This is a genomic window from Klebsiella sp. HN106 (assembly GCF_051209435.1).
Taxonomy (GTDB): Bacteria; Pseudomonadota; Gammaproteobacteria; order Enterobacterales; family Enterobacteriaceae; genus Klebsiella; species Klebsiella oxytoca.
Genome location: NZ_JBLURD010000003.1, coordinates 284,211 through 298,854, shown reverse-complemented (window position 1 = coordinate 298,854; position 14,644 = coordinate 284,211). Strand labels below are relative to the sequence as shown.

General features: G+C 52.9%; 13 protein-coding genes. 11 read left to right on the top strand and 2 right to left on the bottom strand.

What is annotated here, in order from left to right; translation table 11 throughout:
- Positions 1-452: 452 nt before the first annotated feature.
- Positions 453-2,057, top strand: a complete 1,605-nt coding sequence (locus tag ACSIPU_RS12400) for an EAL domain-containing protein (protein WP_004109480.1) — start codon at positions 453-455, stop codon at positions 2,055-2,057.
- On the opposite strand, the gene soxS is transcribed toward ACSIPU_RS12400, so the two are convergent.
- Entirely contained in the window at positions 2,042-2,371 is a 330-nt protein-coding gene (soxS, locus tag ACSIPU_RS12395) for a superoxide response transcriptional regulator SoxS (protein ID WP_004109478.1), read from the bottom strand. The two genes, ACSIPU_RS12400 and soxS, sit on opposite strands and share 16 nt — an antisense overlap.
- A gap of 84 nt (positions 2,372-2,455) precedes the next feature.
- On the opposite strand from soxS, the gene soxR reads away from it, so the two are divergent.
- The 4 genes from soxR to ACSIPU_RS12375 all read left to right on the top strand — a co-directional run bounded on the left by soxR (position 2,456) and on the right by ACSIPU_RS12375 (position 7,372).
- Positions 2,456-2,914: a redox-sensitive transcriptional activator SoxR gene (soxR, locus tag ACSIPU_RS12390; protein ID WP_004109476.1), complete on the top strand. Its 459-nt coding sequence runs from the start codon at positions 2,456-2,458 to the stop codon at positions 2,912-2,914.
- Positions 2,915-3,172: 258 nt separating this feature from the next.
- Positions 3,173-3,841 carry a glutathione S-transferase family protein gene (locus tag ACSIPU_RS12385; RefSeq protein WP_004109473.1) on the top strand — a complete coding sequence of 223 codons (669 nt, stop codon included), beginning with the start codon at positions 3,173-3,175 and terminating at the stop codon, positions 3,839-3,841.
- Positions 3,842-4,229: 388 nt separating this feature from the next.
- The gene (locus ACSIPU_RS12380) at positions 4,230-5,579 is read left to right on the top strand and encodes an NCS2 family permease (RefSeq protein WP_004109470.1); all 1,350 of its coding nucleotides are present in this window, start codon (positions 4,230-4,232) and stop codon (positions 5,577-5,579) included.
- 146 nt (positions 5,580-5,725) lie between these two features.
- Positions 5,726-7,372: a Na+/H+ antiporter gene (locus ACSIPU_RS12375; RefSeq protein ID WP_004109468.1), complete on the top strand. Its 1,647-nt coding sequence runs from the start codon at positions 5,726-5,728 to the stop codon at positions 7,370-7,372.
- A gap of 123 nt (positions 7,373-7,495) precedes the next feature.
- Here ACSIPU_RS12375 and ACSIPU_RS12370 read toward each other — a convergent pair whose 3' ends face one another.
- Complete coding sequence (locus ACSIPU_RS12370) at positions 7,496-8,377, bottom strand: LysR family transcriptional regulator (protein WP_004109465.1); 882 nt, start codon at positions 8,375-8,377, stop codon at positions 7,496-7,498.
- A gap of 103 nt (positions 8,378-8,480) precedes the next feature.
- Between ACSIPU_RS12370 and ACSIPU_RS12365 the strand changes: the two genes are divergently transcribed.
- The 6 genes from ACSIPU_RS12365 (at position 8,481) to ACSIPU_RS12340 (ending at position 14,630) form a co-directional block, all read left to right on the top strand.
- Complete coding sequence (locus tag ACSIPU_RS12365) at positions 8,481-8,891, top strand: CidA/LrgA family protein (RefSeq protein ID WP_004109448.1); 411 nt, start codon at positions 8,481-8,483, stop codon at positions 8,889-8,891.
- Positions 8,884-9,573, top strand: a complete 690-nt coding sequence (locus tag ACSIPU_RS12360; protein WP_004109445.1) for an LrgB family protein — start codon at positions 8,884-8,886, stop codon at positions 9,571-9,573. The genes ACSIPU_RS12365 and ACSIPU_RS12360 overlap by 8 nt, the downstream gene beginning before the upstream one ends.
- Positions 9,574-10,195: 622 nt before the next feature.
- Positions 10,196-10,735: a fimbrial protein gene (locus ACSIPU_RS12355; protein ID WP_004109443.1), complete on the top strand. Its 540-nt coding sequence runs from the start codon at positions 10,196-10,198 to the stop codon at positions 10,733-10,735.
- A 58-nt stretch (positions 10,736-10,793) separates the two neighbouring features.
- Positions 10,794-11,480: a fimbrial assembly chaperone gene (locus ACSIPU_RS12350; protein WP_004109441.1), complete on the top strand. Its 687-nt coding sequence runs from the start codon at positions 10,794-10,796 to the stop codon at positions 11,478-11,480.
- Positions 11,434-14,025, top strand: coding sequence for a fimbria/pilus outer membrane usher protein (locus ACSIPU_RS12345; RefSeq protein ID WP_004109439.1), 2,592 nt, complete (start codon positions 11,434-11,436; stop codon positions 14,023-14,025). The genes ACSIPU_RS12350 and ACSIPU_RS12345 overlap by 47 nt, the downstream gene beginning before the upstream one ends.
- Complete coding sequence (locus ACSIPU_RS12340) at positions 14,022-14,630, top strand: fimbrial protein (RefSeq protein ID WP_004109438.1); 609 nt, start codon at positions 14,022-14,024, stop codon at positions 14,628-14,630. Before ACSIPU_RS12345 ends, ACSIPU_RS12340 begins: the two co-directional genes overlap by 4 nt.
- Positions 14,631-14,644: the final 14 nt, after the last annotated feature.

Sequence of the window (14,644 nt, the reverse complement as noted above, 5' to 3'; positions counted from 1 at the left end):
GGAACGTAATGAAACAACGTTTTTGTTTCATCAGCTAATGTGAACTATATCACATTTGTTCTTTTATTCACCAGTCCAAAATGGGAGTTTTCTTGCGCTTATTGACCCTGAAAAGTTCGTGGTTAATAAGGGGGGGGAGAGCTTTCATTGCGAAGGTCGATTATAAGCGATAGTCGAGCGCATTTCTTTTTTAATAAGGTTTAGGTTCTGCGGATTTTATTACATATTCCGGCGAATTATACGGATAAACCGAATTAGATAGTGGGGCTAATCTCATTATGTTGAGAATGTTTCTCACGTCTTGCATTAGCAAGTATTATTCATCATTCATAGTCATGAGGTTTTTACGTCAAAGCGTGGGTTGCTGAGATACCCTGATTCATATCACAGTAAGAGGAGTCATCGGGGCCTTTCACCTTGATTAAGGCGTATCGCATGGATAAAAAGCGTAAATGAGTCGTAGCGCGCCACACAAGGCGTTGAGAATTGTTGGCATTGTGCTGGTCATTCTGCTACCGGTGGTGCTGGCATTGTGGTTTGCGCAAATCCGCGCCAAAGCGGAAACCGCCGATCAGCTGCGGCTGTTTTCTCGGCTGGCGCTACAAAAAACGGAGTTGGTTATTCGAGAAGCTGACGAAGCGCGCGATAAGGCCCGTTTGTATCAGGGAGAAGTGTGTTCGCCGTATCATCAGCAATATCTGCTCGGCATTGTACGCGGTCTGCTCTATATCGACGACTTAATCTACGCCAACGGCAGCCATTTTTTCTGCTCCACTGCGGTACGCCGCGAGATGGGGTGGCAAATTCCGGCCGCAACCTATACCAAAAAGCCGGATATCGCGATTTACTACTACCGCGAAACGCCTTTCTACCCTGGCTATGCGATGAACTATCTGCAGCGCGGCCACTATGTGGTGGTGATTAATCCGCTCTCGTTCAGCGCGCTGATATCCAGTGACAGCAATCTCGCCTGGGGCGTGTTTGATACCAAAACGAACCATTTTTTTTCCGTCAGCAAGAACGCCGACCCTGAGGAATTACGTCATCTGATTCGCGCTGAAGAGGCGCTCTTTCAGCAGGATGGCCGCGTTTATGCCATCGCCCATTCCACCGTTCGCCCGATTGCCGTCATCATGTCCACCTCGCGCGTCAGCTATTACCAGAATTTTTATAATCAGGTGACGCTGACTCTGCCGCTGGGGCTGATTTGCAGCGTGTTGCTGTTACTGGTGTGGTCGCGCACGCGGCAGCAGTACCACTCTCCGCGTAATATGCTGCAGCGCGCGTTAAGCCGTCGCCAGCTGTGCCTGCACTATCAACCGATTATCGATATTAAAAATCACCGCTGCGTTGGTACCGAAGCGTTATTGCGCTGGCCGGGGTTTGATGGCCCGGTGATGAGTCCGGCGGAGTTTATTCCGCTGGCGGAAAACGAAGGGATGATCGCCCAGGTTACCGACTATGTCATCGATGAGGTATTTTCCGATCTCGGCGAATTTCTGGCGCGGCATCCGCACCTGTACGTAGCGATTAATCTCTCGGCTGCTGATTTTCAATCCGCGCGCTTGATTGAGCATATCAATGAGAAGGTCCGGCGCTACGCCATCAAGGCGGAACAAATAAAAATCGAAGTGACCGAACGCGGGTTTATTGACGTCCCGAAAACGACGCCGGTGATTCAGGCTTTTCGCGACGCGGGATATGAAATCGCTATCGATGACTTCGGCACCGGCTACTCCAATCTGAACAATCTCCATGCGCTCAACGTCGATATCCTCAAGATTGATAAATCTTTTGTCGATACGCTGTCAAACAACACCACCAGCCACCTGATTGCCGAACATATCATCCAGATGGCGAACAGCCTGCATTTAAAGATCGTCGCTGAAGGCGTGGAAACGGCAGAGCAGGTCGCCTGGCTACAAAAGCGGGGCGTGCAATATTGCCAGGGCTGGCTCTTTGCGAAAGCGATGCCGCCGCAGGAGTATATGCAGTGGCTGGCTAACGACCGCACCAGCCTCTGCCCCTGGCAACAACGTTATCAGGCGGAAATCTGATGGCGATAGTCGGTAGGTGTACGGTCGAATTCGCGGCGGAACACCCGTGAGAAAGTCTGCTGCGATACGTAGCCGAGATCCATCGCGATATCAAAAATAGGGCGCTGGGTGGTTCTTAGCGCTTCCGCAGCGAGCAGCAGACGGCGCTGGCGAATGTAATCACCTAGCGTTTGATGCATCACGGAGCGGAACATCCGCTGGAGATACCATTTTGAGTATCCCGATTTTCTGGCGACTACATCAATGTTAAGTGGTTGATCGATATGTTCATCAATCCATTCAATAAGCGTTTGGATAATATCCTGATGGGACATAAAGCGGCCTCTCTCAATTCTCGATTCGTCGTTTTGTCTGCGGGCGAGTATAATTCCTCAAGTTAACTTGAGGTAAAGCGCTTTATGGAAAAGAAATCTCCCCGCATCAAAATGCTGCTGACTCCCGGCGAAGTGGCAAAACGAACCGGCGTGGCCGTCTCCGCGCTGCACTTTTATGAAAGCAAAGGGCTGATCCACAGCCAGCGCAACGCGGGCAATCAGCGGCGCTACCGGCGCGACGTCCTGCGTGCGGTGGCGATCATTAAGATTGCGCAACGCATTGGTATTCCGCTGGCCACTATCGGTGATGCATTTGGCGTACTGCCGGAAGGGCATAACCTCAGCGCCAAAGAGTGGAAGATGCTGTCGTCCCAGTGGCGGGAGGAGCTGGACCGACGGATTCACACCCTGACCGCGCTGCGCGATCAGCTTGATGGCTGCATCGGCTGCGGCTGCCTGTCGCGCCGCGACTGTCCGTTACGCAACCCGGGCGATAAGCTGGGAGAAGAGGGGACCGGCGCACGGCTGCTGGAAGAGGATTAAAAAACTAAAGCGCCACAACAGGGCGCTTTAGTTGTTTTCCGGTCTTGGTCTTTCGCACTATCCCGCTGGTACGCAGGAGGGTTTCCCCCGACGTCGGCTCACCTCAGTATTGCGCAATATATTGATGGAGGTTCCGGTTTGCGCCGACAACTTAAGTGTGGCTCTTTTCTCTGATTTTGCCGCCTCATGTTGCCGAAAAATTCCCGTCATTCGCTGCCTGTTCCTATAGTTAATTTGAACAAACAGCGGGAGAGGCCCATGTTAACGGTACATCATCTCAATCAGTCACGATCGCAGCGCGTATTATGGGCGCTGGAAGAGTTGCAGCTGCCTTATCAGGTTGTCTCTTATCAGCGGGGAAAGGATATGCTCGCGCCAGCGGAGTTAAAAAGCGTTCATCCGTTGGGGAAATCGCCGGTCGTTGAAGATAACGGCCATATTCTGGCGGAGTCCGGCGCCATTCTGGAGTATTTACAGGAAACCTATGATAGCGCCAGGCGCTTAAAGCCTGAGTCGGTGGAAGATAAACTGCAATACCGCTTTTGGCTGCACTATGCCGAGGGTTCGCTGATGCCCCTGCTGCTGATGAAGCTGGTGTTTTCCAGCCTGGGCAAGCCCCCGGTGCCGTTTGGCATACGCACGCTGGGCAATGCATTAGGCAAAGGGGTACAAAAGGCCTGGCTTAACCGACAGGTTGAGACCCATGCCCGCTTTATTGAATCGCACCTTTCTCGCCAGCGCTGGTTTGCCGGCGCTGAGCTGAGTATGGCTGATATTCAGATGAGCTTTCCGGCAATGGCGCTGCTGGCGCGCGGCGGGGTGGGGGATTTACCGCATCTGACGCAGTGGGTTCAGCGGGTTGAGCAGCGTCCGGCATGGCAGAAGGCGATTGAGCGTGGCGGCCCATTTACCTTACCCGGCGAATGAACCATTACTAAAGCCGATGACAGGGGAAAATTGCTATCAGCGCAATACAAAAATGTTACCGGATTGCGCATGGACGATAACGTTTGCGCATCGGCTGGTTATTTCATGAACGTCATAAGCGAAATTTAGCTAAATCCGACAAACTTCTGTTGAAAAGGCCCGTCTAAAGGCTGGATAATCGTTTGCCTTTTTATTTTGCTCATCATTTCCTCTGCTGACAGGGGGGAGCAAAGTCATTCTTCACACCGTATTGTATGCGCGGAGTTAAACGTTTGCTTTTCACAGCCCCTGGCGCTGCGATGTAGCACAAGGAGATCGCGTTTAACTGGCAGTGGATGGTCCACCTCGCATCCAGACGAACGATAAAAATTCTCAGGGGAAGTTTTCTATGTCTACGCCTTCAGCGCGTACCGGCGGTTCATTAGACGCCTGGTTTAAAATTTCTGCTCGCGGCAGTACCGTGCGTCAGGAAATCGTTGCCGGTCTTACCACCTTCCTGGCGATGGTCTACTCCGTCATCGTGGTGCCGGGGATGCTCGGCAAAGCGGGTTTTCCGCCAGCTGCGGTATTTGTTTCCACCTGTCTGGTTGCCGGCGTCGGCTCGCTGGTGATGGGGCTGTGGGCGAACCTGCCGCTGGCGATTGGCTGCGCCATCTCGCTGACCGCTTTTACCGCTTTTAGCCTGGTGCTGGGCCAACAGATCAGCATTCCGGTCGCGCTGGGCGCGGTCTTCCTGATGGGCGTACTGTTTACCGTCATCTCCGCAACCGGCATTCGTAGCTGGATCCTGCGTAACTTGCCGCAGGGCGTTGCGCACGGCACGGGGATTGGTATCGGTCTGTTCCTGCTGCTGATTGCCGCCAACGGCGTTGGTCTGGTGATCAAAAACCCGCTGGACGGTCTGCCGGTGGCGCTGGGTAATTTTGACAGTTTCCCGGTGATTATGTCGCTGGTCGGGCTGGCAGTGATTATTGGCCTCGAAAAACTGAAAGTGCCGGGCGGTATCCTGCTGACGATTATCGGCGTTTCGATTATCGGCCTGATCTTCGATCCTAACGTTCACTTCTCCGGTATCTTCGCCATGCCGTCGCTGAGCGACGATAAAGGCAACTCGCTGATCGGCAGCCTGGATATCGTGGGCGCGCTCAACCCGGTCGTGCTGCCAAGCGTGCTTGCGCTGGTGATGACCGCGGTGTTTGACGCCACCGGCACGATCCGCGCGGTGGCCGGTCAGGCGAACCTGCTGGATAAAGACGGGCAGATTATCAACGGCGGCAAAGCGCTGACCACCGACTCCCTGAGCAGCGTCTTCTCCGGCCTGGTCGGGGCGGCGCCGGCGGCAGTGTATATCGAGTCTGCTGCCGGTACGGCGGCGGGCGGTAAAACCGGCCTGACCGCAGTGACCGTCGGCGTGCTGTTCCTGCTGATCCTGTTCCTCTCTCCGCTCTCCTATCTGGTTCCGGCTTATGCTACCGCGCCGGCGCTGATGTACGTCGGCCTGCTGATGCTGAGCAACGTGGCGAAAATCGATTTCAACGACTTTGTTGATGCGATGGCGGGGCTCATCACCGCGGTCTTTATCGTGCTGACCTGTAACATCGTTACCGGCATCATGATTGGTTTTGCGGCGCTGGTGATTGGCCGTCTGGTATCCGGCGAATGGCGTAAGCTGAACCTGGGGACGGTGATTATCGCCGCGGCGCTGGTCATCTTCTATGCTGGCGGTTGGGCGATTTAACTTTTCCTGCTAACGGCGGGCGGCTTTGGCCGCCCGTTTAATTTTTAAGCCACATCCTGTTTCCTTTTGCGTTAATCTGAGTAGCGTATTATGCCGAGACATGACGCCTCAGATGTAAAAAAGAAAACGCAGCAAACAGGGAACACATGGAAATATTCTTTACCATACTCATCATGACCCTCGTGGTCTCTCTCTCCGGGGTGGTTACACGCGTACTGCCCTTTCAGGTTCCACTACCTTTAATCCAAATCGCCATCGGCGCGCTGTTGGCCTGGCCTACCTTCGGATTGCATGTTGAATTCGATCCTGAACTCTTTCTGGTTCTGTTCATCCCGCCGCTGCTATTTGCCGATGGCTGGAAGACGCCGACCCGCGAGTTTATTGAGCATGGGCGAGAAATCTTCGGTCTGGCGCTGGCGTTAGTGGTGGTGACGGTGGTCGGTATTGGCTATCTCATCTACTGGATCGTTCCCGGTATCCCGCTGATTCCGGCTTTTGCCCTCGCGGCCGTCCTGTCGCCAACGGATGCCGTCGCGCTGTCCGGCATCGTCGGCGAAGGGCGTATTCCGAAAAAAATTATGGGAATTTTGCAGGGCGAAGCGCTGATGAACGATGCGTCCGGCCTGGTCTCCCTGAAGTTTGCCGTTGCGGTGGCGATGGGCACGATGGTCTTTACCGTCGGCGGCGCGACGGTGGAGTTCTTCAAGGTGGCGGTCGGCGGTATTCTCGCGGGCTTTGTGGTCAGCTGGCTGTACGGGCGTTCAATGCGCTTCCTTAGCCGCTGGGGCGGCGATGAACCGGCAACGCAAATTGTGCTGCTGTTCCTGCTGCCGTTCGCCTCTTACCTGATCGCTGAACACATCGGCTTTTCCGGCATCCTGGCGGCAGTCGCGGCGGGGATGACCATCACCCGTTCCGGCGTGATGCGCAGCGCGCCGCTGGCGATGCGCCTGCGCGCCAACAGCACCTGGGCGATGCTGGAGTTCGTGTTTAACGGCATGGTGTTCCTGCTGTTGGGCCTGCAGCTGCCGGATATTCTCTCCAGCTCGCTGGTGGCCGCAGAGGCGGATCCCAACGTCGAAACCTGGATGTTGTTTACCGATATCATCCTGATTTATGCCGCCCTGATGCTGGTGCGTTTTGGCTGGCTGTGGACGATGCGCAAGCTGAGCCAGCGTTTCCTGAAAAAGAAACCGATGGAGTTCGGCTCCTGGACCACGCGCGAGCTGCTGATCTCCTCCGTCGCTGGCGTTCGCGGGGCCATTACCCTTGCTGGTGTGCTGTCGATTCCTCTGCTGCTGCCGGACGGCAACGTCTTCCCGGCGCGCTATGAGCTGGTATTCCTTGCCGCCGGGGTGATTCTGTTCTCTCTGTTTGTCGGCGTGATTGTGCTGCCGATTCTGCTGCGCCATATCGAGTCGACCGACCATGTACAGCAGCGCAAAGAGGAGCGCCTGGCGCGGGCGGCAACGGCGGATGTGGCGATTGTCGCGATTCAGAAAATGGAAGAGCGTCTGGCGGCGGATACCAAAGAAAACATCGATAATCAGCTGCTGACTGAGGTCAGCTCGCGGGTAATTGGTAACCTGCGCCGTCGCGTTGATGGGCGTAACGATGTGGAAACCTCGATGCTGGAAGAGAGCCTCGAGCGCCGGTTCCGTCTGGCGGCGCTGCGTTCTGAACGCGGGGAGCTGTACCATCTGCGCGCCACCCGGCAGATCAGTAACGAGACGCTGCAGAAGCTGCTGCACGATCTCGACCTGCTGGAAGCGCTGCTTATCGAGGATCAGTAACACCGTACTCGTCCGCGACGGCGCCTGAGTCGCCTTGTCCGGGCTACCGCCCCTCAGACGATTGGGAATCTGTAGCCCGGATAAGGCGTTGACGCCGCGGTTAAGCGTGCCGCTTTCGGCATCTTACTTCAGCCAGAACGCCTTACTGCACTCCAGCCACGCCCGCGCGCTGTGCGACATGTACACGCCTTCCCGCCAAATCATTCCCAGTTCCCAGCGTAGAGCGCTTTGTAACAGTATCCAGCAAAAGCTCTGCGGGTCGAGGCGCTGGCAAATCGGCTCCGGTAAAATCGCGACGCCAATTCCGGCCTGTACCATCGCGGCCAGAAAATCCCACTGTCCGCTGCGCACGGCGATACGCGGCTTAACTTCATGCTGAGTAAATAGCCGCATCAGCTGCTGGCTGAGGGCAAAATCCTCGTTGTAGATCACCAGCGGATGTGCGGCGAGCGCTTCCGGCGACAACGAACTGATGCCTTCCCACTGCGCCGTTCTCGGCGTCAGCACGCAGAGCGGATGGCTGAACAGCGAGAGCGTGGTTAAGCCGCTGGCCTCATCAACGGGAAGCGCGGTCATGGCTAAATCCAGTTCACCGTTGCTTACCGCCTGCTGCACGGTCAGCCCGCCGAATTCGGAGATTTTCAATTCCACACCCGCATAGCGCTGGCGAAAGCGGCTAATCGGTTCGGCCATCAACATCCCGACCATCGGCGGAATGCCGAGACGCAGTACGCCCTTATGCAGATGATTAATATCGCTTAGCTCCGACTCCAGCTGATGAAATTCACCAAGGATGGCCTGTCCGCGCTCGAAAACTACCCGACCGGTATCGGTCAGCAGCAGCCGACGACCGTCGCGGATCAGCAGCGTGCAGTTCAGCTCATCTTCCAGATTCTTGAGCATCTTACTGATGGTCGGCTGCGTGACGAACAACTTCTCCGCTGCGCGGGTAAAGCTTTGCTGGCGCACCACTTCGACAAAATAGCGCAGCGTTCGGATATCCATAATTATTCCCTGAGACTATACCTGTGATGATTTTAATTCATTTCTGCCGGGCCCGGCGGCTCTCTATACTGCTCGCCTGTCTTCTTTTTCAGGAATACCGCTCATGGCCTTTGCGCCAGCTCGCGTGACGCCCTTCGTTATGCAACGTCTTCAGGTACCTGTTCAGGTACTGATCTACGCCGGACTGTTCGTCTGCGCTGACTATTTTGTTAACTGGCTGCACCTGCCGCTTCCGGCGAACCTTGTCGGCATGCTGATGATGTTGACGCTGATAGTCTGCCGGGTGATCCCTTTAAACTGGGTACGCGCCGGCGCCCGCTGGCTGCTGGCCGAGATGCTGCTGTTCTTCGTGCCGGCGGTAGTGGCGGTCGTCAACTACGCGCAACTGCTGATGGTGGAGGGCTGGCGCATCTTTCTGGTGATTGGCTTAAGTACCATGATGGTGCTGGGCGCGACGGCATGGGTGGTTGATAAAGTGTATCGCTATGAAGTCAGCAGGATGAAACATGAGTGATTTCCAGCTGAGCGTCCTGTGTCTTCTTATCACGCTGGGGCTCTATTTTGCCAATAAACGGCTTTATCGCCGCTTCCATAAACTGCCCCTGATGCCGCTGGTTTTCACCCCGATCCTGCTGGTGATGATGCTGGTATTCGGCCATATCTCTTATCAAAGCTATATGGGGGAGGCCCACTGGCTGCTATGGCTGCTGGGCCCGGCGACTATCGCTTTCGCCGTGCCGGTGTATGACAATCTGGCGATTATTAAACGCCACTGGATGTCGCTGACGGCCGGAGTAACGACCGCGTCGGTTGTTGCGGTGACCAGTTCGGTGTGGCTGGCGCGACTGTTTACCTTGCCCGATGAGATCCAGCGTAGCCTGGCGGTACGTTCGGTGACCACGCCCTTTGCGCTGGCGGCAGCTAAACCGCTGGGCGGTCAGCCTGATTTAGTCGCCCTGTTTGTCGTGGTCACCGGGGTATTCGGCATGGCGGTGGGTGATGTGCTGTTTCTGCGTCTTTCTATTCGCGAAGGGATGGCTAAAGGAGCGGGTTTCGGCGCGGCATCCCACGGCGCCGGTACCGCGCGATCTTATGAACTGGGGCCGCAGGAGGGCGTCGTCGCCAGCCTGGTGATGATGCTTTCCGGCGTTGTGATGGTATTGGCCGCGCCGCTGGTGCGCTGGGCAATGTTCTGACTATTATTTTCTGTGGTTTATCCTCCGCAAGGAAATAGACCACAGAAAAAATATATATCATCAATATTTATTTCAGTTGTCATTTCATATTTGATATACCTCAACCAATATAATCAGCACTTGAATCGTTGAAAACATGAAGTCATGTAAAAGTAGATGAAGTTTATCCGCCGATGTTAATCTCACTTATTTTACGTTTAAGTGTAACTAAATGTTTCAAAGTTGCCTCATTTTAACTTGATTCACAAATATAAATCACTATATTTATTTGCAGTATGAATGAGTGGTTTTTGCAATCTGTTGTTTTTATTTGTTTATTTTTAAATCATGTCTTTATCTTATAGGTTAATCTCATTTATGATTTTAGGATTATTCTTCATTAGTTATTGAGGGTAATCTTGTTTTTGGATATCTTATTGAGGTGAGCTTTTATTATTGAATGGATTCATGTGGAGCTTGAGCTTTTGCTTCAATATTTAAAATAATATTGTAAGCAGGCAGTTTATTTCCCTAAGCGCTGATATAACTTATAGATTGAGTTGATGCCTGTTTCCCTTCTCTAATAGAGTGCCATAAACAATTGATGGACTGATTGTTAATCTTAATAAACAGGAGAATACCAATGAAAATGAATGCAATAACTCTGGCTAAAATAGTCGCCTTCTCTGCGGGCTGCTCACTGGTGACAATGGCGCAGGCGGATAACACCATTACTTTTACCGGCACGGTCTCTGATACTACCTGTACAGCCACTATCGATAACGGCGTCTCATCCATTGAGATGGGGACTTCCTCCGTCGCGGATCTGAAGGCGAATACTTATGGCGCGGCCAAGAGTTTTTCTTTCACCCTGACCGGTTGCCCGAAAGTGGCTGATGGCGGTAACGCTAAGGCCAGAGTCACCTTTGGCGGTGAAGCCGATGAAACTAATAGCGATTACTTTAAGAACCAGGCTTCCGCATCGCCTGCGACGGGCGTTGCCGTAGCTATTTTTGATAACCAGGGTGCGCTGCTTAAAAATAATACTGAAGGTGCCGATGTGGATATTTCCTCCGGTGCTGCGACCATTCCTTTCACCGTAAAAATGGCGAAAGCAGGCAGTGCTGAACCGACTAAAGGCGCCGTTCAGACAACGGTAACCTACAACGTTACGTACTATTAATTCAGACGCTAATAAATACCAAGGGAAAGGGTAACTCTTTCCCTTACTGGACTCCATTATGAACAGATTATTCTACTTTATTTGTTTTTATTTGTGTGCGTTTGCGGCGCAGGCAAGCGTAGTCGTGGGCGGCACGCGGGTGATATTCGATGGCACACAAAAGTCGACGACGGTATCTGTTCAAAATAAGGATAATGTGACCAATATCGTTCAGTCCTGGATCTCCGTTGTCGATGCGGCCTCGCCAGCGAAAGATTCATTCATCACAACGCCTCCGCTATTTCGCCTGAAGTCCGGAGAGCAAGGATTTGTACGCATTCTACGTTCGGGTAAACCTTTGGCGGAGGATCGGGAATCCATGTTCTGGTTGAATATTAAGGGGATTCCCGCCATGGAGAACGCGCCGGACAAAAATATGGTTCAGTTTGCGATTAATTCCAGGATAAAGCTTATTTTTCGACCCGCCGCATTGAAAAGCGCCATACCAGAAAATTTTGCCGAAAAGCTGCAGTGGTCTGCTGAAGGGCGAGATATAAAAGTGAAAAATGTTTCTCCTCTATATATGAATTTCTCTGAAGTTTTGGTGAACGGCAAAGCAGTACCTGAAGCGTGGTTTGTTGCCCCCTTTTCAACAATAAAAATACCGGTAGCAAATGCCTCTTCTGCGGGCAAAAAGAAAATCACATGGAGCGTGATCAATGATTATGGAATGCCTGGACCGAAATATACCGCCATCATTCAATAACGTTGGAAAGCGTTATACCTTTTTATTGACCAGCGGCTATGCCGCCTTCATTTTCAGCTTTGCCACAATACCTCTCCCGGCGATGGCAGGTGAGTACTTCAATCCCCACCTGCTGGAGGTAAACGAAACCGGTACCTCCGCCGTTGACTTAACCTATATTTCTGAAGAGACGATTCCGCCAGGTGACTACAACCTGGATGTCTATATTAACCATACGTTTGTGGCTTCTGAGTCCGTCATTTTTACGCGACAGGATCAAAATAACGCCGCTTCATCCCGGCCATGTCTTTCCGTCGCGCGCCTGAAAGAGTGGTCGATTAAAACCGAAGATTATCCTGAGCTTACCGTGGCGGGTTCGGAGTGCGCAAAACTGTCTGCGATCCCCGGATGGGAGACGGCGGTACAGCTCTCGCAACAGCGAATCGACTTTACCTTACCCCAGGTGGCTTTAGTGCATCGTCCGCGGGGGTATGTCCCGGAAAGCCGATGGCAGCAGGGCATTACCGCCGGGCTATTGAATTACAACATTTCCGGGCAAAAAACCGATCCGCGAGATGGAGGCGTTTCCACCTCCAGCCAGTTTGTCAGCCTGCAGCCGGGGTTGAACGTTGGGCCGTGGCGTTTACGTAATTACAGCACCCTCAATCATAATGACGATGGCAGTCAGTGGGACTCCGTCTATAGCTATATTTCACGCGATATCCACGCCCTGAAAGGTCAGCTGATAGTGGGGCAAACCTATACTTCTTCGGCGGTGTTTGACAGCATCAGCTTCACCGGCCTGCAGCTGAACTCTGATAAAGAGATGCTCCCGGACAGCCTGAACGGCTTCGCACCGGTCATAAAAGGCATCGCGCGCTCGACCGCAGACGTGACGGTTTATCAAAACGGATACAGCATTTATAAAACAACGGTCTCTCCCGGCGCCTTTGAGATAAACGATCTTTATCCCACGGGAAGCGCGGGCGATCTCTACGTGACGGTGAAAGAATCAGACGGTAGTGAGCAGAGCTTTGTGGTGCCGTTTGCTTCACTGGCAATATTACAACGTGAAGGGCAGGTTGATTACGCTTTCAGCGGCGGCAAGACGCGCTCGGGAAGCGCGGGCGGAAAGGAGTATCAGCTTCTGCAATCCAACGTTGCCTGGGGAGCGTTGAGCAACGTCACGCTGTACGGCGGCTTTCAGCAATTAGAGGATAAATACAGTAATCTCCTGCTGGGGGCCGGGTTTAATTTGGGTTCAGTCGGGGCGCTCTCTTTTGATGCTTCTCAGTCCTGGGCTGACATAAAAGAAAATTCCTCATCGGATAACGCCTCATCCAGCGAAGGGCAGTCATACCGCGTGCGCTTTAGTAAAGATTTTCCACAGACGGGGACAAACTTTTCCGTTGCCGGGTACCGTTACTCAACGCATGGTTATTATTCTCTGCAGAACTTTATCGATCGGGCGGACTCTCATCGCGCCTGCTGTTCGTCATCCGGTCGGACTAAAGACCGCTTTGACGCTTCAGCGTCGCAGATTTTCTCCGGATTCGGTTCACTCTCCCTTTCGCTGGTCAGTGAGTCTTACTGGGATAACTCGCGGATGGAGTCGCTGGGCGTGAGTTATAGCAATACGTTTAGCCGGATGTCCTACTTCATTAACTACGCCTATAACCGCAATGTGCAGAGCAGCGGCCAGAATGAAAATAGCTCGCCTTCCAGCGACAGCATTATTTCGCTAACCGTGAGTATTCCTTTCGGCGCCGATATATCAGCCAGCTACAATATGAACAGCAGCCGGGTGGGAGACACCACTCACAGTCTTGGTTTAAATGGCTCCGCTTTCGCCGATCGTTCTCTGAACTGGAACGTGCAGGAGGGATATAACGCCAGCGATAAAAGCACCTCAGGGAACATCAACCTCAACTACCAGGGCTCAAAAGGTGAAGTCACCGCCGGATACGGTTATGACAGCAACAGCGCCCACTATAATTATTCGCTACGCGGTGGGATGCTCGCCCATTCCGGCGGGATAACGCTGTCACGCTATCTGGGCGAGAGCGTTGCGCTGATTGAAGCGCCTGGCGTCAGGGATATCGCGGTACGCGGGCAGACTAACGTCATGACCGATTCTGCCGGGTATGCCGTAGTGCCTTTCGTTCGCCCTTATCATGAAAACAATCTCTCCCTTGATGAACAGCAGGTCTCGGGAGCGGAAATAGATAATATCGTCAGAACGGTGGTCCCGACGCGCAATGCGATCGTAAAAGTTAAATATGATACCTGGATTGGCTATAAGGCCATGATGACCTTGCAATTTCATCATAAAGATGTGCCGTTTGGCGCGGTGATTACGCTAGAGGATGAAAGTCAGGAGTATAAACAAAAACGCAGCGCTATTGTCGGTGATTCCGGGCAGGCCTATTTGACCGGGCTGCCAGAAAAAGGCCGCTTATTTGTGAAGTGGGGCGATGCTTTAACTAGCCAGTGTTATGTCAATTATGATTTATCATCTAACAAATCAATTGACGATATTGTTTTTTATACGGCGGATTGCCGATGAACAATCTCAATATATTGTGTTTTGAGCACACCACTAAAATGATAGCGATGCGGATACGCCATGCTCAATCGCCATTGCGGCTAGCGATAGCTGCAATAGTAGGGCTACTGGCCAGTGCTTCATCTGCCTGGGCCTATGACGCTACGAGTACCGTCAATTTTAATGTCACCGGCAATATTGAAGAGCCTGTCTGTGAGGTTTTTGTAAAACCGTCCAATGCTATCAGCCTGGGGACGGTTTCTTCTCAGCGTCTGACCGGTAAACCGGGGGCCAGTAGCGATACCACAACCGTTTCCCTGGCATTTGATAACTGCTCAACCGGTACGTCTTCAGTGACGATAACGTTTAGCGGCGCTCCGTTTGATAGTACTTATCCCACAATTTATGTCAGTGAGCTGATTGATGGGGCAAAGGATGTTGGCTTACAGCTTGTGAGTGCCGCGGATGGGAAAACGCTGGGTCCAAACGAGAGTTATACCTATGCATTTACGGCCTCCCCTGGCGGACACGCCTTTGATATGGCGGCCAGAATGTATACGCCATACGGCAAAGTAACGCCAGGAAACGTTGCCTATACGGTCACTTTCAACGTGTCATACAAATGACGGAAGGTGTTTAG